Here is a 24002-nt window from a genome sequence, read left to right as displayed (position 1 = left end):
AGCTTTGAACTCTATATTTTCTTTTTTAGAGTTAGACTTTAAAAACTGTTTATAAAGTGCTTTAACTTCTCTAATATTCTGATTTTTAACAGCAGCGACGGTCTCGATGACCTAGTGCTGGGCCGACCTTGCGTTTATAATGAAGGCTCAGTGCAGGGAGGTTTATATCCTTAAAGTCAGCAGAACTCAATTTAGTTTCTCCTGTTTTAAGCTTGGTAGCGACAGCCTGACGATTCTTAACTACTTCAGCAATATTATTTAAGAATATATTTTCTTTTCTTTTAGTTAGTTTTAATAACTCCAGCACATATGTTAATTGCATATCAAACACCTTTTTCAATAATTATTAATATCAATGATATTTTAAGCCGATGCAAAAAACTTTATTACTAAGTATATTATACCATTGAAAGAACAAATGTTCAACAAAGAAAAAGCTTTTTCAACTATAAATTAGCCGATTCATCCCCGCCCATTAGCATAAGCGGGGCTTTCTCGGCTAAATTAGGTAATTATGAGCAGTTGAGTGACTGGGAGGTTTATGATGCCAGATACAGAATGCGGGAAGATATGGTGCGTAAGTTTTCTTTTTCTGAATATATTTCTGATGTTCAATTATTTACTGACCAGGGTGATAAAATTATTGCCTATGGAGATACCGGCTTTACTTTAACCTTTAAAGATAATTTTCGAGAAATCTTACTTTCAGAAATTGAAGCCAAAAATGGTGCTCCAGTCTGGAAAGCAGTGGATTTTAGAGATGAGCTGCATCAGGTAAGCAGGGTCTATCCTGAAAACACACCTGAGAAATCATATGGTATTATTATCGGCCGGACAATCAAAGAATTGTATGAGGGAAGAAAACTGGGCTCAATTCTTATCAGGATTAATGAAAATCTATTTTCTGATGTTTATCGGAATATTGATTTAGGAGAGGGAACTGAAATCTTTATAGTTAATTCGGAAGGGATAGTTGTTTCAACACGAAATAATAGTATTAATTTCAACGAAAAGTATCCAGAAGAACAGCTGATTCAGAGAATCAAAGCAAATCCTGATTCTGAAAATGAAAGTTTTTAATTAACAATTGCTGAGCAGAGAAATCTGACTGCCTATGCTCCTCTTAAAAATACAGACTGGTATATTGTAAGTACAATTCCCTTTTCTTATTTAAATAGAGAAACCGGTCAGATCGCTAAAGATATAATGGGAGTAAGTTTAATTATTTTTCTGCTGGCCGTATTTTTGTCCTATATATTTACCAGAAGTATATCGGATCCACTAAATAATTTAGTTGAGGCTATGAATCAGGTTGAAGAAGGAAATTTAGAGGTGCAAATTGATGATCAGGCTCAGGATGAGCTGGCAGCTGCCAGTTCAAACTTTAATCAAATGGTGGTTGAACTAAAAGAACTGGTGGAAGATGTAAAAGAAAATGAAAAACAGAAAAATGATCTGGAGTTTAAAGCACTTCAGGCTCAAATAAATCCTCATTTTCTCTCAAATATTTTAAATACTGCCCGGCTGCTGGCAGATATGCAGAATGCAGATAATCTGGAAAACTTTCTTTCTTCAGTAATCAACCTGCTGCATTTGAGTATGAACAATAAAGAAGATTTTATTACTGTGGCAAAAGAAGTGGAATATTTAAAAAGCTATTTAAATATCCAGCAGTTCCGGCTGCATAATAAATTTGAAGTTAAATTTGAGATAGAAGAGAACTTAATGAATTACAAAATACCCCGGTTTTTACTGCAGCCGGTTGTAGAGAATTCAATTATTCACGGCATCAGTGGTAAAAGTGGGCAGGGATTAATTGAAATCAAAGGTTTTACCCAAAATGAGCAGGTTATTTTCACAATCACCGATGACGGTATCGGGATGACTGAGCAGGAAATTAAAGATTTGTTGAGTGAAAATAAGATGAACAAAGGACAGTTTTCAGGAATTGGGATTAATAATGTAAAAGAAAGAATAGAGCTTTATTTTGGCCGTGAGTATGGAATTGAAATCGAAAGCTTAAAGGGCTATTTTACAACGGTTAAAATCATTTTGCCTGAAATATACTAAATTCAGTTGATGAGATAGCTGGATAACTAATTTGTTTTAGAAAGGATATTCAAAATGCTGAAAGTAATGATAGTTGAAGACGATATTTTTGATTATACCCACCTAAAAAATATAATTGACTGGAATCAGGAGGGTTTTCAAATATCTGAACAGATTAAAAATGTGGAAGCAGCTGAAAAAGCATTAGCAGAAGAAAAAATCGATATTATTATTACTGATATGAAAATGCCAGGTAAAAGCGGGGCTGATCTGATTAAATTTGCTGCTGAAAATTATCCTGAAATTAAATCCATTGCCTTAAGTGGCTATAAGGAGTTTGATTATGTTAAAAAAAGTTTAAAAGCCGGGGCAGAAGATTATATCTTAAAACATGAATTGAGGCAGGACAGCTTAAAAAAATTGCTTATTGGAATTAAAGTAAAGATTATAGAGAATAATCAGGTGAAAAATAGTGATATTTTTGAAGAAAGTTTTTTTGTAGATCAAAAAAATATTCTGATTCAAAATTTTGCTGAGAAGCTGGTAAGGGGTCATTTTAACAGTAAGCAGGACTTGAAAAAACAGATAGAATTACTTTCTATTAATTTTAAGCTGAAAAATATTGTGATTACAGTCGGACAATTTGATAATTATCAAGACCTGCAGCAGAAGTACTCAGGCTCCAAACTTCTTAACATTAAGAGATCTTTTATTAATATGGCAGATGAAATTTTGAAAGAAAATGGCAGCTCATTTGCAGTTTTGAAAGATGAAAAGAACTTTCTCTTTTTGTTTTCATTTGAGGATAACAGTGAGCTAAAAATCAATAATAGTACTACTTCTGCAATTAATAGAATTAAATCTGCTTTAAAAAATTATTTAAATATTACAGCCAGCTTTGCAGTCAGTAAAATTTTGCCGACACCGCTTGAGATTGCAGAGAATTATCAGCAGACTGCAGAATTACTGGAAAACAAATTTTACCAGGGTCAGGATATGATTGTCTATCAAAATCAGAATAATAGAATTGATAATCAGACATTTAATCTGGACATAAAAAGAGAAAAATTATTGGTTAAATATGTTGAAGAAAAAAATACTGACGCTCTCTTAAATGAGTTGGATGACTTATTTGCTGAAATAGCAAGAATAAAGCCGGGATTGTCAGTTTTAAAGATGACCCTTATTTCTCTGATCAATATTGTCAACAGCAGTATCAAAGATAAGTCTCTAAATGCTGAAAGAATTTTTGAGGAAAAGGGAAATCCTTATCAGAAATTAGAAAATTTAAGTTCACTGACAGAATTTAAAGTCTGGATTTTTAGAACTTATAAAAATCTGCTTCGAGAATTAGAAGAGAAAAATAATTATTCGACTTTAATTAATCAGACACTACTTTTTCTTGACAGAAATTATCAAAAGGATTTAACTTTAAGCCAGGTTGCTGAAGAGATTGGGGTCAGTTATTCTTATCTGAGCAGAAAAATTAAAGAAGAGTGTGGACTGGGTTTTAGTGATTATTTAAATCAGCTGAGGATTAAAAAAGCAAAAGAAATGATTCGATCTGGAGATAAAAATATTAAAGAAATAGTTAACCTGGTTGGATTTAATAATTACAATTATTTTTTTAAGGTATTTAAAGATTTAGAAGGAATGACTCCCAGTGAATATGAGGAAAAAAACAAATAGGTGTTACTGATATTTTAAAAGGCTGCCAGTAAAATGGGGGTCTTTTTTTAATTTGGTTAAAAAACAAAATTTTTAAAATTCCTGCAGGTATTTCTGAATGAGTGGTGAATAATAGTTATAAGGGTTGATTTAAAACTTAAATTAATACTTAAATTAAGTGAATTGAGTTATTTTTATCTTAGCTTAAAATTTATTTTTATTTTATTTGACTATATGGTTTAATTTATTGAGTTAATAGTTCAAGAAGGGATTAGTTATAATGTTTTATGAAGAAAATTTGCAAGAAAAAGACAAAGAAAATAAGAAGAAAATAAGTTGTTTTGTCTATGATACTATCAAACCTGGTTTTCCAAATCATTGTCATACGCATTTAGAATTGATTTATATTATTGAAGGAAAAATAGAAATCTTTATTGATGGTAAATCAAAAATGTGTCAGAAAGGCGATTTAGTATTCATACCAATGTTAAAGCCTCATGCTATTTCTGATTTTAATCATTTATCCTCGAAACATATAATACTACAGGTTAGTCCAGAACTTCTTAAAGATAATACTGATTTTACTGATCAAAGTATTTTATCTTTAGGAGAAAAAATAGAAAGTAAAATCTCAGTTAAAATTAATAATGAAAACATATTAAAAATCTTGGTTGTATAATTAATGTTGTGAAGAAAAAACTGTAAATCTAAAAATATCTAAATAAAAAAGGCATTTGCCTGGCTCCGTTGAATTAAATAGTTACAACACCAAAAATTCAATAAAGGAGTCAAGCAAATGCATAATAATCTTATCACAGATTTAATGGATTTACCAGACCTAGTTGCAACAGATTTAATTAAAACGGAGGAATATTTAGTTTTTGTAGCTGACTATAAAATAGATCATGTTAAATGTCCTGTCTGCGGCAAAAAAGCAGAAAAGATTCATGATAGAAAAACTCAAATGATTCAGGATACTTCTCTTCGAGATAAAAAAACAGTTATTAGACTTGAAAAGAAACGCTATAGCTGCGATCATTGTGGCAAAAGAGCAATACCCAAGAGAATAGAAAGCGTTACTAAATATTCACGGAAAACAGAGCGTTTTAAAATACATCTTTTAAAGCAAACTGATAGCCGTGATTACTCAAGAGTGGCCAGAGAAAATGACCTAAGCTATACAAGCATTAAAAACTCGGTACACAGCAAATTAGACACTCTGATTGAAGAAGCTCAAATTGCAATCTTAGATGAGGTTGAAGCTATCAGTATAGATGAATTTGCAATCAAGAAAAAACATAAATACGCAGTTGCTCTAACTGATCCGATTAACGGTAAGTTAATTGATATCTTATCTTCCCGTAAAAAGAAAGATCTAATCGAGTACTTCAATACCTGGCCTAAGAAACTGAGGGAGCAGATCAAATACTTCTCCATGGATATGTGGAGTCCCTACAAGGCTGTTGCTAAAACTGTCTTTCCCAATGCTAAGATAGTGGTTGATAAGTTCCATCTGGTTACAGCTATCAATAATGCTCTGGATAAGCTGAGAATAGAGGAACAGGATAAACAGACTGCTGCCAATAGAAAGAAGTTCTATAAATCAAGACTCACCCTTCTAATGGCCGGTGAAGACCTTGATGAAGACAGTCATCAGAGGCTGATAGAGATCTTCAAACTATCTCCTGCTTTAGAAAAAGCATGGGAGCTAAAAGAAGAATTTCGTGATTTACTACAGATTCCTGATGTTAAAGAGTCTATTCAAGCTTTAAATAACTGGTATGAAAATGTTAGTCAGTCTAAATTAAATCTTTTCTATAGAGCTAAAGGAACAGTAAAACGCTGGGAACAACACATTATTAACTATTTTAAAACTAGAATAACCAACGGATTTGCTGAAGGATTAAACAACAAAATCAAATTAATCAAAAGAATTGGCTACGGTGTTCCCAAAGTTGAAAACTTAAAACGCCGAGTATTTTTATCATTGCTAAGTATTTAAGAGTAATTCAAAAAAAAAAAGAGATAACATGATTCAAACGGTGCTATTTAGATTTCACAACATTTGTCAAAGAACCAAAATCTTATTAAAAATGCAGCATATCTCTGAAGATATCATCGTTCAGGATAGTTTTATGGGACAAGATTATACCTATGACAAAAATAAAGTTGAAAATGTATGGAAGTTAAAGGGCCTTGTTTTTGAGTTATTTTCTTACTTACTTGAAGATGAAATAATTCACTTTTCAACAAATAACGATAAATTTGAAGATTTAAACGAACTGTCATGTATACAACCAGTATTGCAACATATGATAAATCAGCCTGAGGAAAATATTTCAATGGAAAAAGGAGCGGAAATTGCTAATATGAGTTATTATAATTTTTCCCGAACTTTCAAGCGTTTATTAGGTTATAGTTTTGTAAATTATAAAAACTTACTACGAATTAGATATGCTGAAGAGCTCTTACATGGAACCAGTAAATCAATAACCGAAATCGCATCTTTATTAAATTTTGGCAACATTAGTTATTTCAACAGAATTTTTAAAAAAATTAATAAGATGAATCCTTCTGAATATAGAAACAAATATGTAAGAAAATAAAATAATTATTAGATTTTAGTTATTTAAGCGAATTTCATAAAAATAAGCCTTGATATAACAAAGATTTTAATGATATAAAAAGGGCTTCACCCCATCTTGTCGAATTAAATAGTAGCACCCATAAAATACGAAAGAAGGTGAAGCCCTATTAATAATATTCGACAAGAGTGTCTCTTTCCCTTTGAAGAATTACTTAATTTATCGGAAACTGACAAATTAATTTGTATTTTAGATCCTATTGATCTTAAACCTGTTGTTGAAAAGATAAAGCCTAAGTCTAATAAAGGACCAACTGGATATAATCCAGAAGCTATTTTAAGAGCTTTTCTGGTTCAGCAGATTGAAAAGATTCCCAGTAGAGCGGACTTAGTAAGCAAAATTGATAGAAGTCCTTATCTCAGATATGTCTGCGGTTTTTCTACCACTGGTAGGGTGCCCAGTGAAGCAACATTTAGCCGATATTACAGCAAATTATCTGAGTCTGATGAACTGGAAATACTGATGAATAATCTTTTGGATCAATGTATTGATTTTAACTTATTGGACACTGAGACAATGGCTATTGATGCTTCAAAACTGGAAGCTTATGAACGAGCTAAGCCAAGGTCAAAGATAGATAAAGAAAATAATTCTACCCCTGATTGGGGTACTAAATTTGACTCTCATAAAAATCAGATAACCTGGTTTGGGTGGAAGATACATGCTGCAGTTGAAACTAACTCAGAATTACCAATAGCTTTAACTCTAACTCCAGCCAATCATGCAGATAAAACTCAGGCAATACCCCTAGTTGAAAAGGTTAATGACTTTTTAGCTGAAAGAGATTTAACTAAACCCAAATACTGGACTATGGATTCAGGCTATGATTACACTGATATCTATGAACATATTCTCTTTGAGCAGGAGTCTCAGGCCATTATTCCAATTAACAAGCGTAATGCTAAACAGCCACCAGCTGGATTCTATGATTTTAAAGGAACACCAGTCTGCAGTGGAGGCCACAAAATGTATTACTGGGGTTATTACAAAGGAGTCAACAAATTTAGATGTCCACATGTATGTGGTAAAGTTGATTGTATTCATGGTACTAAGTGGTGTTCTAACAGTAATTATGGTCGAGTAACTAAAACCAGACCAAAAGAGAATCCAAGATATATATCAACTCCGCATAGAGATTCTAGAACCTGGAGAAAGATCTACAACAAAAGAACCAGTGTTGAAAGAACTTTTTCCAGACTAAAAGAGCATCTTAATTTAGAAAACTTAACTGTAATGGGAACTAAAAAAGTTAAGACCCATTTGCTATTAAGTTCTATCAGTTTGATAGCTGCAAGAATTGCAGCAGAGAAAATCAAACTGCAAAATCAGGTTTTAGCTGCTTAAATAGCTTCTAAATTCATGATTTTAAGTTACCCAAGCTAAGTGCGTCTGAATTTAGCAGTAAATCTATGGTAAATCATTAAAATCTACAATTTCAAGTTAAAAGGCTTATTTTTATGATTCGCAGACAATATTTTTTTGAATTAAACTAAATTAAGTGTATTATGAAATTCGCTTATTTATTTTTATTAATAAATCTACTTTTGAGCTAAAATGAGCAAAATAAGACAAAAATTCAGCAAATTGCATTATAGTCTAAATATTTTAAATATAGTATAATTTAATTGTAGTATTAATATTACAGTATAATAAAATAATATATATTCACCAAAAAAAATTAAAGGAATGAAAGTATGAAAAAACAACAATTGAATCCATATTTACCATCATGGGAGTATATCCCTGATGCGGAACCGTATGTTTTTAATGATAGAGTATATATTTATGGTTCTCATGACCGCTTTAATGGTCATGCTTATTGCTTAAATGATTATGTATGTTGGTCAGCACCTGTTGATGATCTTTCGGACTGGCGTTATGAAGGAGAAATTTTCAAAAAAACAGGTGATCCACTTAATCCGGATGCCAGTATGTGCCTGTATGCTCCGGATGTGACTGTTGGACCTGATGGTCGCTATTACCTTTACTATGTTCTTGATAAGCTATCTATAGTCTCGGTGGCTGTTTCTGATACCCCAGCTGGAAAATTTGAGTTTTATGGATATGTACATTATGCAGATGGTACGCGTCTGGGCGAAAAAGAGGAAGACCAGCCTCAATTTGATCCAGGTGTAATTAATGAAGGTGAGAAAACATATTTGTATACCGGCTTCTGTCAGAAAGGTGATAAATCAAGAAATGGAGCGATGGCCACAGTTTTAGATTCGGATATGCTGACAATAATTGAAGAACCTAATTTTGTAATCCCAAGTGAACCTTATAGTGAAGGAACAGGCTTTGAAGGTCATGAATTTTTTGAAGCTCCATCGATTAGAAAAAGAGGAGATACATATTATTTAATTTATTCTTCAATTTTAATGCATGAATTATGCTATGCTACGAGCAAGAAGCCAACCGAAGGTTTTGAATATCAGGGAACTATTGTCAGCAATGCTGATATTGGTATTGACAGTTATAAAGCAGCTTCTAAACCAATGTATTATGGCGGAAATAATCACGTCAGCATTGTTGAAATAAATAATCAGTGGTATATCTTTTATCACCGACATACCAACGGGACTAATTTCAGCCGTCAGGCCTGTCTGGAAAAAATTAAATTTACAGACGAGGGGAAAATTCCCCAGGTAGAGATTACTTCTACTGGTTCAAAAGATAATCCGTTAATTGGGGTGGGAGAATATCCAGCCTATCTTGCCTGTAATTTATTTACTGATGAAGAATCAGTTTATACAGATTTTACCGGAGCCTGGATGGATAAACAGTTTCCTAAAATAACTCAGGACGGTAAAGATGGAGATAAAGAGACAGGTTATATTCAGAATATGAAAGACTCTGCAACAGCTGGTTTTAAATATTTTGAGTTTAATAATATCAATCAAGTTAAAATTAAAGTTCGTGGCTACTGCAGCGGCAGGTTTGAAGTTAAGACAGCCTGGGATGGGGAAGTTTTAGCAGAAATACCGGTTGGATTTTCGAATATCTGGCAGGAATATTCAACAGATATTGAAATTCCAGATGGAGTAAAGCCTTTATATTTTACCTATAGAGGAGAAGGAAGTGCCAGTTTAGCTTCGTTTACTCTGCTGCCATAAATTATTAAGTACAAAAATATTTTCTAATTGATTTTTGAAATTAATTACAGAACTTAGGAGGAATTTTAATGAATAGGAAATATCATGTTTCAAAAAAAGGGTCAGATTTTAATCAAGGAACTAAAGAAGAGCCATTTTTAACAATTAATAAGGCTGCACAAATTGCACAGGCTGGAGATACAGTTGTTGTTCATGAGGGTACATACAGAGAATGGGTTAAGCCACAAAATAGAGGTTTAAGTGATAAGAGAAGGATTACTTATCAAGCGGCCGAAAATGAGAAAGTTGTGATTAAAGGCTCGGAAAGAATTAAAGACTGGGAAAATGTTGAAGCTTCAATCTGGAAAACTGAAATTGATAATCAAATTTTCGGTGACTATAATCCCTATCAGGAAGAAATTTTTGGTGACTGGCTGATCCATACTGGTGGTCAGGAAACTAAACACTTAGGAGATGTTTACCTAAATGGAATGTCTTTTTACGAAGTCGATTCATATGATAAATTAGTTGATCCAGAAGTTAAAACTGAAATTAAAGATGACTGGACTGGAGAAATTGGTGCAGTTAGAAACCCTGAACAGACAAAATATCTCTGGTATGTAGAAGTTGGCGACGAAAAAACAACTATTTATGCTAACTTTCATCAGGCTGATCCAACTGAGGAGTTAGTTGAGATAAATTTCCGCAAAGCCTGCTTTTATCCTGAAACAACTGGTATTGATTATATTACTGTTAAAGGTTTTGAGATGGCTCAGGCAGCTACTCCCTGGACACCTCCAACAGCAGATCAACCAGGTTTAATTGGTCCTAACTGGAGTAAAGGTTGGATTATTGAAGACAATGATATCCACGATGCAAAATGCAGTGCAGTTAGTATTGGTAAAACTGCAGCAACTGGAGATAATTTCCGCAGTAAAAGACAGGATAAACCAGGTTATAAATATCAGATTGAATCAGTTTTTGAAGCAGAAGATTACGGCTGGAATAAAGATAATATTGGGTCTCATATTATCAGAAATAATAACATTCATGATAGTGGTCAGAATGGAGTTGTTGGGCATTTAGGCTGTATTTTTAGTGAAATCTACAACAACCATATCTATAATATTGCTTTAAAAAGAGAATTCTATGGTCATGAAATTGCCGGAATCAAGCTGCATGCACCTATTGATGTAGAAATTCATGATAACCGAATTCATGACTGCTCCTTAGGTACCTGGATGGACTGGCAGACCCAGGGAACCAGAATCAGCAGCAACCTTTATTATAATAACAACCGCGATTTATTTATTGAAGTCAGCCACGGACCTTATATTGTTGACAATAATATTCTGGCTTCTGATTACGCACTGGATAACTTTTCTCAGGGTGGAGCCTATGTTAATAACTTAATAGCAGGCAAAATGGTGCAGAGGAAAGTCTTAAAGCGCTCAACACCTTATCATCAGCCCCACAGTACTAAAATTAAAGGATTTACTGTAATTCTAGGTGGAGATGATCGTTTTTATAATAATCTATTTATAGGTCTGGATGATAGTAATGGTATTATAACCGGGGAAAATGATTCTAAAGAAGGTGTAGGAACTGCTCATTTTGACAGCTCTCCGACTTCCTTAGAAGAATATTTTGAAAAAGTTCATCAAAAACCAGGAGATGTGGAAATATTTATGGATACCAAGCAGCCCGTTTATATAAATAATAATGTTTATTTAAATGGAGCACTTCCTTTTGAGAGAGAAGAGAATAATGTATTACTGGATAATTTTGATCCGGAATTGAAGCTGGAAGAAGAGGATGGTCAGGTTTATTTAAACTGTAAGCTCCCGGAAGAATTTACTGAAATGAAATCTCAAGTTCAGAGTACAGAAAGTCTGGCTAAAGTTAGACTGGCTGATGCTGACTTTGAAAATAAAGATGGCAGCAGTTTAAAGATTAATCAAGATTATCTTGGAGAAACTATTGCTGCTGAGAGTCCAGTTGGTCCTTTAATGAAGTTTAAAAAGGGAATAAATAAGATTAAAGTCTGGGAGAGATCTTAATGCTTAAAAGTCAAAAAATACGCAAAAGTAGTCCTGAACTTGACGCTTTAAAAATGGGGATGGACTGGGAAGAAGATGATTTAGCTAAGTCTCAAATTTTAGTCAGCAGTACTTATGGTTACGGTCATCCAGGTAGTTTTCACCTTGATCAACTGGTTGAGCAGGCCCTGCAGAGTTTAAAAAATGAGGGAGCAAAAGGGGCTTCAATGATAGTCAGTGACATCTGTGATGGGATTGCCCAGGGGCATGATGGAATGAATTATTCTCTGGTTTCCAGAGAAATGATTGCAAATATGGTAGAAGTTCAGGCGAAAGCCGCCCCTTATGACGGCATGCTGATGATCTCAGCCTGTGATAAGGCAATTCCAGCTCATTTACTGGCAGCAGCCAGATTGAATTTGCCGACAGTTCATGTACCAGGTGGCTCAATGGCTCTGGGTAAGAAAAATACTACTGTCGATATGACAGCCAGTGATTATGCGAAATATAAAAGAGGAGAAATCAGCAAAGAAAAATATTTAGAAACTCAAAAGCTGGCCTGTCCATCCTGTGGAGCCTGTCAGTTTATGGGTACAGCTTCTACAATGCAGGTTATGGCTGAGGCGCTTGGTCTGGCATTACCCGGGGCGGCTTTAATTCCTGCCAATGGTTCCTACTTAAAAGAAATGACCGAGCTAGCCTCCTCATATTTAACTGAAGCTGTAAAAAACGATCTTAAAGTTAAAGATATAGTAACTAAAGAGTCAATTGAAAATGCAATTACAGTTCATGCTGCCATAGGCGGCTCGAGCAATGCGCTGCTGCATCTGCCGGCTTTTGCTCATGAACTGGGAATAGAAATTGACGGCAACTTATTTGATGAGATTAACCGTAAAGTTCCATTTTTGGTGAATACAATTCCGAGTGGAGATTATCCAACTCAGTATTTTTGGTATGCAGGTGCGGTGCCAGAAATTATGAAAAGAATTAAAGATCAGCTTCACCTTGATGTTTTAACAATTACAGGAAAAACTCTTGGTGAAAATTTAAATGAATTAAACAACTTTTCTTACCTCAAAGGAATGGAAGTCAAACCGAATCTTATGCCAGCAGAAGAAAAAGTGATTTTTCCGGTTGATTCTCCAATTAATGCTCAGGGAGCGATTGCAATTCTAAAAGGTAATCTGGCTCCAGAAGGTTCAGTGGTCAAGCATTCAGCTCTACCTGAGGAAATGAAAAACTTTGTTGGCCGAGCCCGAGTCTTTGACAGGGAAGAAGAAGCAATGGAAGCTGTATTAAATGGAGATATAGTTTCCGGTGATGCTGTAATTATCCGTTATGAAGGCCCCAAAGGTACTGGAATGCCGGAGATGTATTATACAACAGAGGCTATCGCTTCTGACCCAAAATTAAATAAAACTACCGCTCTAATAACTGACGGCAGATTTTCTGGTGCTACCCGCGGACCAGCAATTGGCCATGTTTCACCAGAAGCTGCCTCCGGAGGACCAATTGCTTTAGTTAAAGAAAACGACTTAATAGAAATTAATATAGAAAAAAGAGGTCTAAATATAGTTGGTGTTGATGGTAAAGAAAAGAGTGAAGAAGAAATTAAGCAGATTTTAAAAGAGCGCTCTAAAGAGTGGGAAAAACCAGAGCCAAACTTTCTAAATGGTGCCCTGGGTATTTTCAGCCAGCTTGCTGCCTCTCCCATGAAGGGTGCCTATATTGACACCGAATATTTAACTGAATTAATAAATAATAGTATAAAATAGTAATTTGAAAATCTGAGGAGGATAAAATTGATTAAAGGAATAATTACCCCAACGATTACAGTCTTTGATCAGGATCAGAAGATTGATTTTAAGACTACAGAAGAACATATAGAAAAATTAATAGAGGCGGGAGTAAATGGCATTTTATTTTTAGGCAGTATTGGAGAGTTTTTCGCCATGACTTCAGCAGAAAAAAAGAAACTGATTTCTTTTGCTGTAAAAACTGTAAACAAGCGAGTGCCGGTTTTAGTTGGTACTGGAGGAACAGCTGCAGAGGATGTAATAGAATTAACTAATTTTGCTGGCGCTGAAGGAGCAGATGGGGCAGCTGTAATTACTCCCTATTTCTTTCAGTTTAATCAGCAGACTCTTTATAATTACTACAGCCATATTGCTCAGAATACAGATCTAGATCTCTATATTTATAATTTTCCGGCCCGGAGTGGAGTTAATATTTCTCCGGAAACAGTTTTTGAGCTGGCCCGGGACTACGAAAATATTGTGGGAATTAAAGATACAATGGATACAATCAGCCACACCAGAGAACTAATTCAACAAGTGAAAAAGCCACTGGAAAAAGATTTTGCTGTCTATTCTGGATTTGATGAATATTTTCTGCCTAATTTATTGAATGGAGGAGATGGTTTAATCGGTGGATTATCTAATGTAGCTCCTGGACTATTTTCAGATTTTTACAGCTCTTATCAAAAAGGAGATTTTAATAAAATAAAAGAATTAGTCAATAAAATCAATCTAATGATGGATATCTACAGTATTTCTGATCCCTTTTTCCCGGCAATTAAAAAGGCAGTTTCTCTCAGCGGCAGCAATTTAAATGCAGTCTGCAAAGAGCCGGTTGGTCTGCTGACAGATGAACAGATAATCAATATTAAAAAAATACTAGAAAAAGTTAAATAAATATAAAATAATCTATTTATAGAAAAAACCACCAGAAAAAAGGTGGTTTTTTCTTTTTTAGTTAAAAAAACCACAAAAAATCTGAAATTTCTTGCAGGAATTTTTGACCGAGTGTTGAATAATAATTATAGAGAGTTAATTTACTTCTTAAATTAATGCTTAAATTAATGAAAATTTTGTCTTTTGTTTAAAATAATTAAAAAGGAGGGATCAGCAAAAAGTACTTTCTTTGTTTGAAATTTCAAGTTAGGTTGAAAAGTCTTGATTTAAAATTAAAAGGGAGGAATAATTTTATGAAGAAATTTTCAATTTTATCACTTGCTTTATTAATGGTCATTTCTTTATTTTCAGTTACAGTTATGGCTCAGGATGAGGTTAATTTAACTTTATGGGATATTCGTACTGCTTCTGACCAGGTTACTCCAGCTTTAGAGAATGCTATCGAAAGATTTGAAGCTGATAATCCAAATGTAAATATTGAGCATGTTCCAACTCAAAATGATAATTACAAAACTAAGCTGAGAACAGCCATGTCAGCTGATAATGCACCAGATCTATTTATGACCTGGGGTAGTGCCAGCCTGGAAAGATATGTTGATGCAGATAAGGTTTATTCTTTAGAATCACATATGACTGAAGACTGGGAAAGCAACTTTATGCCAGCAGCTATGGACTTAGGCCGAGTAGATGGAGAGATGTATGGTGTTCCAGTAACAAATGTTTCTCCTGCACTTGTCTGGTACAGAACTGACTTATTTGAAGAATACGGTCTTGAAGTCCCAGAAACATATGAAGACTTGAAAAATGTTGTCAAAACATTTACCGACAATGGAATTACACCTTTTGCTTTAGCTAATAAAAACAAATGGACAGGTTCAATGTACTTTATGTATCTAGCAGATAGAATTGGTGGACCAGAAGCTCTGCAGCAGGCAATCAGCAGAGAAGGTTCATTTAATGATGAAGCATTTATTGAAGCAGGTAGAAGAATTCAGGAATTAGTAGAAATGGGTGCCTTCCCTGATGGTGTTAATGGTTTGGATGAAGATGCAGGTCAGTCCAGAACATTATTATATACTGACCGGGCAGCAATGTATCTAATGGGAAGCTGGGCTTATTCTTCCTTTAAAAATGAAGCTCCTGATATGTTAGATCAGTTTAGTTTCTTTAACTTTCCTGAAGTTGAATCTGGAAAAGGCGATCCTTCTAACTTAGTTGGTACACCGGGAGATAACTATTATTCAGTTTCTACAAAAGCAGGAAACAAAGAGGTTGCTGTTGAGTTCTTAAAGTATTTAACTGATGCTAAAATGGGTGAAGAATTAATTAATATCGGTAATATTCCTCCATTTACAGGTATATCAGAAAAGATTGACGATCCAATCATGGAGAAAATTTATAACTCCAGTCAGGAAGCAAATCATATTCAGCTCTGGTATGATCAGACACTGCCGCTGGAAATTGCCCAGGTTCATTTAAATACAACTCAGGCTTTATTTGGTATGGAGATGACACCAGAAGAAGCAGCTAATCAGATGGAAGAAGCAGCTCAAGAATATTATGGTGAATAAAATAAGTAATTTAATAGGCAGAGGGGATTTAATCCTCTCTGCTCTAATTTAAGAGGTGTTGAAATGATGAATAAAAAAGAATTAATGAATAATAAATATTTTATTGCAGCTTTGTTTTTACTGCCGGCAGTTATTTTTTCTTTAGTTTACTTAATTATTCCGATTCCACTCTCAACTTATTATTCCTTTTTTAAGTGGGATGGTATAGGAGCAATGGAATTTTTAGGCCTTGAAAACTGGTCAAAATTATTGAGTGATCCAATATTCTGGTCTTCGATGGCAAATAACTTTAAGTTAGTGCTGATTTCTCTGGTAGTTCAGATTCCGATTGCATTATTTTTAGCAGTACTTTTGACCAGAAAAATTAAAGGAGCTAATTTTTTCAAAACAATATTTTTTGTTCCTATGTTGTTATCATCAATTGCTGTAGCCTTTCTCTGGCGCTATATGTATGACCCAACTTTTGGTTTAATTAATGGCTTTTTAAATTTAGTCGGCTTAGAACAGCTGACCAGAAGCTGGCTTGGAGATTCCAATATAGCTTTTTATTCAGCTTCAGCCCCGATTCAGTGGCGATTTATTCCACTATATATGATTATTTTTATGGCCGCTATTTCTAATATTCCTAAACAGCTTTATGAAGCAGCAGAGATTGATGGAGCTAATAACTGGCAGTCATTTTTCTATGTTACTCTGCCGATGCTGCGCTCAACAGTTGTTAATGCTTCGGTTTTAATAATAGTTGGTTCACTTAAATATTTTGCTATGATCTTTGCTCTAACAGGTGGGGGACCAAATCATGCCTCCGAATTAATGGCCACTTATCTTTACACAAAATCGTTTACAGAAATGAATATGGGCTATGGAAGTACAATCTCTGTGGCACTATTTTTAGTTGCACTTATAGTATCAGTTGTATTTTTGAATTTCAGCAAAAAAGATGTCAGGAATTAGGTGAGAGATGATGATTAATAAATTAAAACAGTTGGTTATTTATTTATTTTTATTGATTTGGCTGCTGATAACTGGCTATCCGCTGGTCTTTTTGGTTCAGAATAGTTTTAAAATCAGAATGGAGTTTTTTAGAAATCCAGTCTGGTCTTTACCGGAAAGCTTTACTTTTCAAAATTACATTGAGGTAATGGAATCAGGTTTTTATATGTATTTTATTAACAGTATTATTGTCTGTTTCATCTCAGTTGCAATTATCATTATTGTTTCTGCCCTGGCAAGTTATGCGATTTCTAGAATAGACTTTAAGTTTAATAAAATTGTCTATATCTTATTTCTGGCCGGGATGATGATCCCAATTCATTCAACTTTGATTCCTATCTATAAATTAACACTTTCGATGGGATTATATGACAGACTCTCAGCTTTAATTGGCCCCTATGTTGCCTTCAGCCTTCCGATTTCAGTTTTTATTCTGACAGGATTTATCAATGATATTCCTTATGAGCTGGAAGAAGCGGCAATTATAGATGGAGCCAGCAGGTTTAGAATTTTTAGAGATATTATTTTACCACTTGTTAAACCGGCAATTGCTACAGTTGCTATTTACAATTTAACTTTGCTCTGGAACCAGTTTGCCTATGCCTTAGTTTTAACCTCAAGTCCGAGTAAAAGGATTTTGACCCTCGGCTTATTTGAATTCCAGGGCCAGCACGGAATCAATATTCCCTTAACCCTAACTGCTTTATTTCTTTCAGTTTTACCACTGATTTTGCTCTATGTATTCCTGCAGGAGCATATTATTAAAGGAATGACAGCTGGAGCCTTAAAGGGATAAAAGTATAAATACTAATTCAAGAAGAAGGAGAGATAATTAATGACGGAATTAAATTTAGATAATTATTCATTAGAAGAAAAAGTAGATAAATTATTAGCAGAAATGACTTTAGAAGAAAAAGTAGCGCAGCTGGGATCAATTGGACCTGACAAAATTTTAGAAAACGGAAAGTTTTCAGAGGCAAAGGCGGCTAAATACCTAAAAAATGGTATCGGACAGATCACAAGAATTGCCGGAGCCAGTGCTTTAGAACCAGAAGCTGCAGCTGAAGCGGCAAATAAGATGCAGAAATATATCGCAGAAAATACCCGGCTTGGAATTCCAGCAATTGTCCACGAAGAATGTTTGAGCGGCTATATGGGTAAAGGTGGAACAACTTTTCCTCAATCAATTGGAGTTGCCAGTTCCTGGGAACCGGAACTACTGGAAAGACAGACTGATGTAATCAGAAAACAGCTGCGCTCAATCGGAGCTCACCTGGCACTATCACCTGTTGCAGATGTAGCAAGAGATTTACGCTGGGGTAGAGTAGAAGAGACTTTTGGTGAAGATCCCTATCTGGCAGCAGAAATGGTGACTTCTTATGTTAAAGGCCTGCAGGGAGATAAACTATCAGAAGGTATTGTGGCAACACTTAAACATTTTGCCGGCCACAGCTATTCTGAGGGTGGTCGCAACCATGCTCCGGTAAATCTTTCGGAAAGAGAACTTAGAGAAAGCTTCCTATTCCCTTTTGAAGCCGCAATTAAAACTGCGGGAGCCGGTTCAGTAATGAATGCCTACCATGATATCGATGGAATCCCCTGTGCTTCTTCCAGAAAATTATTAACAGATATTTTACGAGGAGAATGGGGTTTTGACGGGGTTGTAGTTTCTGATTACTGGAGTATTAAGATGCTGCATAATGAACATAAGGTTGCCCGCTCAATGCAGGAAGCAGGAATTAAAGCTCTAGAAGCAGGGCTTGATATCGAGCTGCCGGAAACTGAATGCTACGGACAGGAATTAGTTGATGCAGTAAATGATGGACTGATTTCTGAAGCCGTTATTGACCAGGGAGTAAGAAGACATCTCCGCTACAAATTTAAGGTCAATGCTTTTGATCAGCGTTACGTTGATCTCGATAAAATTGCCGATCTTTTTGAGACTGATGAACAGAGAGAGCTGGCCCGAGAATCAGCCAGAAAATCTATGGTTTTGCTTAAAAATGAAAATGATTTACTGCCTTTAGTTAAAGAACTTTCCTCACTGGCTGTAATTGGTCCTTCTGCAGACAGCACCCGTAATCTGCTTGGTGACTATGCCTACAGTGCTCATGTGGACAGCAAAGAAGATGCAGTAGAAGTTATCAGCATTCTAGATGGAATCAAAGCTAAGATTTCAGATCAGACACAAATAAATTACGCCTATGGCTGTGGCATCATGGACAGCAGTAAGGAAGGTTTTGCTGAAGCAGTTATGGCTGCTAAAGAATCAGAGGTTGCTCTGGTTGTTGTTGGCGGTAAATCAGGACTTTCAGGTATGGGAGAAAATGAAAACAGTGATGATGATGTGGTAGATTTTGAAGGTGGAGCCTTCTTAAGTGAACTTCAGAATACAACTGATACTACTGGAGAACACCATGACCGCACATCTCTGGATCTGCCGGGAGTTCAAAAAGAATTAATCAAGGAAATTGTTAAAACGGGAACTCCAGTTGTGGTTGTGCTTGTCAATGGCCGCCCTCTATCAATTGAATGGACCGCAGAAAATGCAGATGCAATCTTAGAAGCCTGGTTACCGGGAGAAGAAGGTGGAAACGGGGTAGCAGATGTACTATTTGGAGACTATAATCCGGCTGGAAAACTGCCAGTTTCAATCCCTAAAAATGTAGGTCAGACTCCTATTCATTATAACCGACGCCATATGTCACATTATCGTGATTATGTATTTACAGGTAACAGACCTCTATATCCATTTGGTTTCGGCTTAAGTTATACAGACTTTGAGTATTCAAATCTGGAGATCAGCCCCAAAGAATTTGCAGGGAATAAAACAATTTCAATTAAGGCAGACATTAAAAATACTGGCCAGCTTGCTGGAGCAGAGGTAGTGCAGCTTTATATTCACGATAAAATTGCTTCTCTAACCAGACCAATCAAATCTCTCAAAGGCTTTAAGCGAGTTGAGCTCAAGGCAGGAGAGAGCAAAACTGTTGAATTTAAATTAAAAGCTGAACAGCTGGCATTTTATGATAAGGATATGAATCTTGTTGTTGAGCCGGGAGAGTTTGAGATTATGCTCGGCAGTTCTTCCACTGATATCCGCCTTGAAGATCTAATTGAGTTAAAAGGAGATAAGGTAGAATTGACAGCAGAGAGAAGTTACTTTACTGAGGTTGAAGTCAGCTAAAGATTAATTTTTGAAATTGATGATAGATTATTTGTTAAAAAAACAGAAAAATAGTGCTTTGATGCAGGATTTTGTTTAAAAGTATCTAATTATATAACAAGAGTTAATTTAAAAGTTAAATTAAACCTTAAATTAAACTAAACTTTATTAAAAAGGGGGGATAAAACCTTTCAATTTTGAGTGTGAATTTATTAAAAATTAAGGGGGAGTAAATTAATGCGAAAAAGTATCATTATTTCAACATTATTAGTAGTTGCTTTGTTTTTAGGATCTCTTGGTGTTATGGCTCAGGATGGTATTACTATTGGTCTTTCAATGGATAATCTTAGACTAGAGAGATGGCAGCATGACCGCGATATTTTTGTGGAAAGAGCAGAAGAAATGGGAGCAGAAGTATTAGTTCAGTCAGCCAATGGTGATGATATGGTTCAGCTTTCACAGGCAGAAAATTTAATTACCCAGGGAATTGACGTACTGGTTGTTGTCCCTCATAATGGTAAAGTAATGGGAAGTATTGTTAGAGAAGCACATGCTAATGATGTACCTGTACTTGCTTATGACAGAATGTTAATGGACGCTGAGGTTGATTATTATCTTTCTTTTGATAATGTTCGAGTCGGAGAACTGCAGGCAGAATACTTAGTTGATAAGCAGCCTTCAGGTAAATATTTCTTATTAGGTGGTTCCCCAACAGATAATAATGCTAAATTATTCAGAGAAGGTCAAATGAATATTATTCAGCCTTATGTTGATGAAGGAGAAATTGAAATTGTTGGAGACCAGTGGGCAAAAGACTGGTTACCACAGGAAGCATTAGGTATTATTGAAAATGCTTTAACAGCTAATGATAATGACATTGATGTAATTGTTGCCTCAAACGATAGTACTGCCGGTGGAGCAATTCAGGCTCTGGAAGAACAGGGCTTAGCGGGAGAGGTATTAGTTTCCGGTCAGGATGCAGACCTTGCTGCCTGCCAGAGAATAGTTGAGGGCACACAGACAATGACAATTTACAAACCAATTCAAAAATTAGCCACTAGAGGAGCAGAAATAGCTGTAAAAATGGCTAAAGGTGAAGAAGTAGAGACAAATGGTGCTATTAATAATGGTGAATATGATGTTCCATCAGTTCTATTAACACCTATTCAGGTTCATAAAGACAACATGGTGGATACTGTAATTGAAGATGGCTTCCATGAGATGGAAGAAGTCTACAAAAATGTACCTGAGTCAGAATGGCCAGAACAATAATTACGAATTAAATGAATAATAAGGGGCTTAAATGCCCCTTTCTTTCATTAAGAAGGGAGTTGAGTGATTTGGCAGAAATTCTCTTAGAAACACAGGATATAATCAAAGAATTCCCTGGAGTTAGGGCTTTAGATAATGTTTCTTTTAAGGTTAAAGAAAATGATATCCATGCCCTCTGTGGAGAAAATGGTGCCGGTAAATCTACTTTAATTAAAGTCTTAAGTGGAGTTTATCCCACCGGAAGTTATGAGGGAAAAATAATTTTTAATGGAGAAGAAAAGAGTTTTGAAAACATTCATCAGGCTGAGAGAGATGGAATAGCTGTAATTCATCAGGAGCTGACTCTTTTTGAAGAACTAAATGTTGCTGAAAATATGTTTATGGGAAATGAAATTTCTAATAAAGGATTTGTAGACTGGAATGAGATGTACCAGGAAACAAATAAGTGGCTAAAAAAACTTAAATTAGCCGGTGTCAAGCCAACAACTAAAGTTGGTGATTTAGGAGTGGGAAAACAGCAGTTAATAGAAATTGCTAAAGCACTGGTGAAGAATTCTAAGCTTTTAATTCTTGACGAGCCAACTGCTTCTCTTACAGATAATGAAGTTGAGCTCTTAATGGATATTTTAAGAGATTTGAGAGCCGAAGGTGTTACCTGTATTTATATTTCTCATAAATTAAAAGAGGTTTTTGAGATAGCAGACTATATTTCAGTCTTAAGAGATGGCGAATATATAGGCGGTGATCAGAAGGAAAATCTAACTGAAAGAGAAGTAGTTAATATGATGGTCGGCCGCTCAATTGAGCAAATGCATCCTAAGAAAACAAAAAAAGCAGGTAAGGAAATTTTAAAAGTTAACAATTTAAATTTAACCAATAACGAGGGCGATCAGCTTCTAAAGAATATTTCTTTTGATTTAGCTGAAGGAGAAATTTTAGGTTTATTTGGACTAATTGGTGCAGGTAGAACTGAAATTGCCAACACTTTATTTGGTTACTTACAGGGGAAAAAAGAAGGAGAGGTATACCTGAAAGAAAAAGAGGTTGATATTCGTTCTCCTAAAGAAGCTCTTCATCAGGGGATAGCCCTTGTATCTGAGGATAGAAAAAGATTTGGTATTATTCCTCCAATGAGTGTCAAAGAAAATATATCAATATCTTTTTTAGAAAAATTTAAAAAGAAGCTGGTTATTGATCAAAATAAGGAAATTGTAAAGACTTCAGAGTTAGTTGATCAACTTAGAATAAAAACTTCTTCCCTGAATGAAAAGATTATCAATTTAAGTGGAGGAAATCAGCAGAAGGTTATTTTAGCTAAAAATTTATTGGAAACTCCAAAAGTTTTAATTCTAGATGAGCCGACAAGAGGTATTGATGTCGGAGCCAAACAGGAAATATACGAGTTAATGAATCAATTTGCTGAAGATAATATGGGAATAATTATGATTTCTTCTGAACTTCCTGAAATATTAGGGATGAGCGATAGGATCCTGGTTATGCATGAAGGGGAGATAACAAAAGAATTTGATAATAGAAATAAAGAAATTAGTCAGGAAGAAATTATGGTTTATGCAACAGGAGGGAAGATAGATGGCTGATAACAAAAAAATAAAATTTGATCTTAGAACATATATGATGATTATTGCCTTAGTATCAATCTGGATAATTTTCTCTTTTACAACTGATGGTTCATTTTTGACTCCAAGAAATATTTCAAACCTTTTTAGACAGTCAGTATTTACTTCAATGTTAGCTATAGGTATGGTTATGGTTATTATTATGGGCCATATTGATCTTTCAGTGGGTTCTATTGTTGGACTGGCTGGGGGGGTAGTGGCAATTTTGGATGTCTGGCAGGGAATGAATCCAATTGTATCTATTGTAATTACACTGCTGCTTGGGTTAATTCTCGGTCTCTGGAACGGATGGTGGGCTGCCTATCGTAAAGTTCCCTCTTTTATTGTGACCCTGGGTGGATTACTGATTTTTAGAGGTGTTTTAGTTGGTATTACTCGTGGTACTACGATTGGTCCAATGAGTGATTTATTCTATTATTTAGGTAAGGGCTATTTAAGCCAGGAAGTAGGAATAATTTTTGCCGCAGTAGTTGGGGTATTTCTGGTCTTTGTACAGTGGCGGAGCAGAAAAAATAGATTGAAATATAATTTTGATGTTTTACCACTTCATCTGGCAATTTTGAAAATTATCTTTTCCGTTTCTTTACTTGTAGTATTTATTCTAGTTTTAAATGCTTATCGAGGAATACCGATTCCACTTTTAATACTGACTGTATTTTTAGCTTTCTTTATTTTTATAACAAATAATACAACCTTTGGCCGTCATATTTATGCAATTGGTGGTAATGCTGATGCAGCCAAACTATCAGGTATTGACATTAAAAAAATAACTCTTGTCGTTTTTATGATCAATGGATTAATGGCTTCAATTGGAGGGATTTTCTTAACATCTCGTTTAAATGCTGCCTCTGTTGCCGCTGGTGATGGAGCAGAGCTGGATGCAATTGCAGCCTGTGTTATCGGTGGAGCAAGTCTATCAGGTGGTATTGGTAAAGTTGGCGGAGCAGTAGTTGGAGCTATAGTTATGGCAAGTCTGGATAATGGGATGAGTTTAATGAATGTAGAAAATTTCTGGCAGTCAATAATTAAAGGTTTAATTTTAATATTAGCTGTCTGGGTTGATATTTACACTAAAAATAAAGAAACAGCATAATTAATTTCAAAAAAATAAAAATAAAAGCAGGAGATTTTTAATTAGTCTTGAATAATATAATTAGAGAGTTAATTTAACACTTAA

General features: G+C 34.9%; 19 protein-coding genes. 18 read left to right on the top strand and 1 reads right to left on the bottom strand.

Annotated features, from left to right (window positions below; all coding sequences use genetic code 11):
* Positions 1 to 85 precede the first annotated feature (85 nt).
* A complete protein-coding gene (locus C8C76_RS07260) occupies positions 86 to 322 on the bottom strand; it encodes a hypothetical protein (RefSeq protein ID WP_258222441.1) in 237 nt (78 codons plus the stop codon).
* Between the two features lie 200 nt (positions 323 to 522).
* Between C8C76_RS07260 and C8C76_RS07255 the strand changes: the two genes are divergently transcribed.
* From C8C76_RS07255 to C8C76_RS07170, 18 genes are all read left to right on the top strand, one after another.
* Positions 523 to 1080, top strand: coding sequence for a cache domain-containing protein (locus tag C8C76_RS07255; RefSeq protein ID WP_108140106.1), 558 nt, complete (start codon positions 523 to 525; stop codon positions 1078 to 1080).
* Positions 1081 to 1206: 126 nt separating this feature from the next.
* On the top strand, positions 1207 to 2070 hold the full coding sequence (locus C8C76_RS07250; protein WP_108140104.1) for a sensor histidine kinase: 864 nt from the start codon (positions 1207 to 1209) through the stop codon (positions 2068 to 2070).
* A 54-nt stretch (positions 2071 to 2124) separates the two neighbouring features.
* Positions 2125 to 3738 (top strand): response regulator transcription factor, encoded by a 1614-nt coding sequence (locus C8C76_RS07245; RefSeq protein ID WP_108140102.1) that lies wholly within the window; start codon positions 2125 to 2127, stop codon positions 3736 to 3738.
* A gap of 259 nt (positions 3739 to 3997) precedes the next feature.
* Positions 3998 to 4396: a cupin domain-containing protein gene (locus C8C76_RS07240; RefSeq protein ID WP_108140100.1), complete on the top strand. Its 399-nt coding sequence runs from the start codon at positions 3998 to 4000 to the stop codon at positions 4394 to 4396.
* Between the two features lie 117 nt (positions 4397 to 4513).
* Positions 4514 to 5719 carry an ISL3 family transposase gene (locus C8C76_RS07235; protein ID WP_108140098.1) on the top strand — a complete coding sequence of 402 codons (1206 nt, stop codon included), beginning with the start codon at positions 4514 to 4516 and terminating at the stop codon, positions 5717 to 5719.
* Positions 5720 to 5852: 133 nt separating this feature from the next.
* Positions 5853 to 6323 carry a helix-turn-helix domain-containing protein gene (locus C8C76_RS07230; protein WP_181248163.1) on the top strand — a complete coding sequence of 157 codons (471 nt, stop codon included), beginning with the start codon at positions 5853 to 5855 and terminating at the stop codon, positions 6321 to 6323.
* Positions 6324 to 6470: 147 nt separating this feature from the next.
* Positions 6471 to 7706 carry a transposase gene (locus C8C76_RS07225; protein WP_308812583.1) on the top strand — a complete coding sequence of 412 codons (1236 nt, stop codon included), beginning with the start codon at positions 6471 to 6473 and terminating at the stop codon, positions 7704 to 7706.
* A 350-nt stretch (positions 7707 to 8056) separates the two neighbouring features.
* Positions 8057 to 9475 carry a family 43 glycosylhydrolase gene (locus tag C8C76_RS07220; protein WP_108140091.1) on the top strand — a complete coding sequence of 473 codons (1419 nt, stop codon included), beginning with the start codon at positions 8057 to 8059 and terminating at the stop codon, positions 9473 to 9475.
* Between the two features lie 68 nt (positions 9476 to 9543).
* Entirely contained in the window at positions 9544 to 11514 is a 1971-nt protein-coding gene (locus tag C8C76_RS07215) for a right-handed parallel beta-helix repeat-containing protein (protein WP_108140089.1), read from the top strand.
* Entirely contained in the window at positions 11514 to 13268 is a 1755-nt protein-coding gene (gene ilvD / locus C8C76_RS07210) for a dihydroxy-acid dehydratase (RefSeq protein ID WP_108140087.1), read from the top strand. Before C8C76_RS07215 ends, ilvD begins: the two co-directional genes overlap by 1 nt.
* A gap of 27 nt (positions 13269 to 13295) precedes the next feature.
* On the top strand, positions 13296 to 14186 hold the full coding sequence (gene dapA, locus C8C76_RS07205) for a 4-hydroxy-tetrahydrodipicolinate synthase (RefSeq protein ID WP_108140085.1): 891 nt from the start codon (positions 13296 to 13298) through the stop codon (positions 14184 to 14186).
* Positions 14187 to 14479: 293 nt separating this feature from the next.
* Entirely contained in the window at positions 14480 to 15757 is a 1278-nt protein-coding gene (locus tag C8C76_RS07200) for an extracellular solute-binding protein (RefSeq protein WP_108140083.1), read from the top strand.
* A 63-nt stretch (positions 15758 to 15820) separates the two neighbouring features.
* A complete protein-coding gene (locus tag C8C76_RS07195) occupies positions 15821 to 16711 on the top strand; it encodes a carbohydrate ABC transporter permease (RefSeq protein ID WP_108140081.1) in 891 nt (296 codons plus the stop codon).
* Between the two features lie 7 nt (positions 16712 to 16718).
* On the top strand, positions 16719 to 17546 hold the full coding sequence (locus C8C76_RS07190; protein WP_108140079.1) for a carbohydrate ABC transporter permease: 828 nt from the start codon (positions 16719 to 16721) through the stop codon (positions 17544 to 17546).
* Positions 17547 to 17585: 39 nt separating this feature from the next.
* Positions 17586 to 19937, top strand: coding sequence for a glycoside hydrolase family 3 N-terminal domain-containing protein (locus C8C76_RS07185; RefSeq protein WP_108140077.1), 2352 nt, complete (start codon positions 17586 to 17588; stop codon positions 19935 to 19937).
* 216 nt (positions 19938 to 20153) lie between these two features.
* Entirely contained in the window at positions 20154 to 21188 is a 1035-nt protein-coding gene (xylF, locus tag C8C76_RS07180) for a D-xylose ABC transporter substrate-binding protein (RefSeq protein ID WP_108140075.1), read from the top strand.
* A 68-nt stretch (positions 21189 to 21256) separates the two neighbouring features.
* Positions 21257 to 22786, top strand: a complete 1530-nt coding sequence (locus tag C8C76_RS07175) for a xylose ABC transporter ATP-binding protein (protein WP_108140073.1) — start codon at positions 21257 to 21259, stop codon at positions 22784 to 22786.
* Positions 22779 to 23918 (top strand): sugar ABC transporter permease, encoded by a 1140-nt coding sequence (locus C8C76_RS07170; protein ID WP_108140071.1) that lies wholly within the window; start codon positions 22779 to 22781, stop codon positions 23916 to 23918. Before C8C76_RS07175 ends, C8C76_RS07170 begins: the two co-directional genes overlap by 8 nt.
* Positions 23919 to 24002: the final 84 nt, after the last annotated feature.

It is taken from the genome of Halanaerobium saccharolyticum, from assembly GCF_003053565.1.
GTDB classification, from domain to species: domain Bacteria; phylum Bacillota; class Halanaerobiia; order Halanaerobiales; family Halanaerobiaceae; genus Halanaerobium; species Halanaerobium saccharolyticum_B.
The sequence above is the reverse complement of the archived record's forward strand: the minus strand, read 5'-3'. Positions and strand labels throughout refer to the sequence as shown.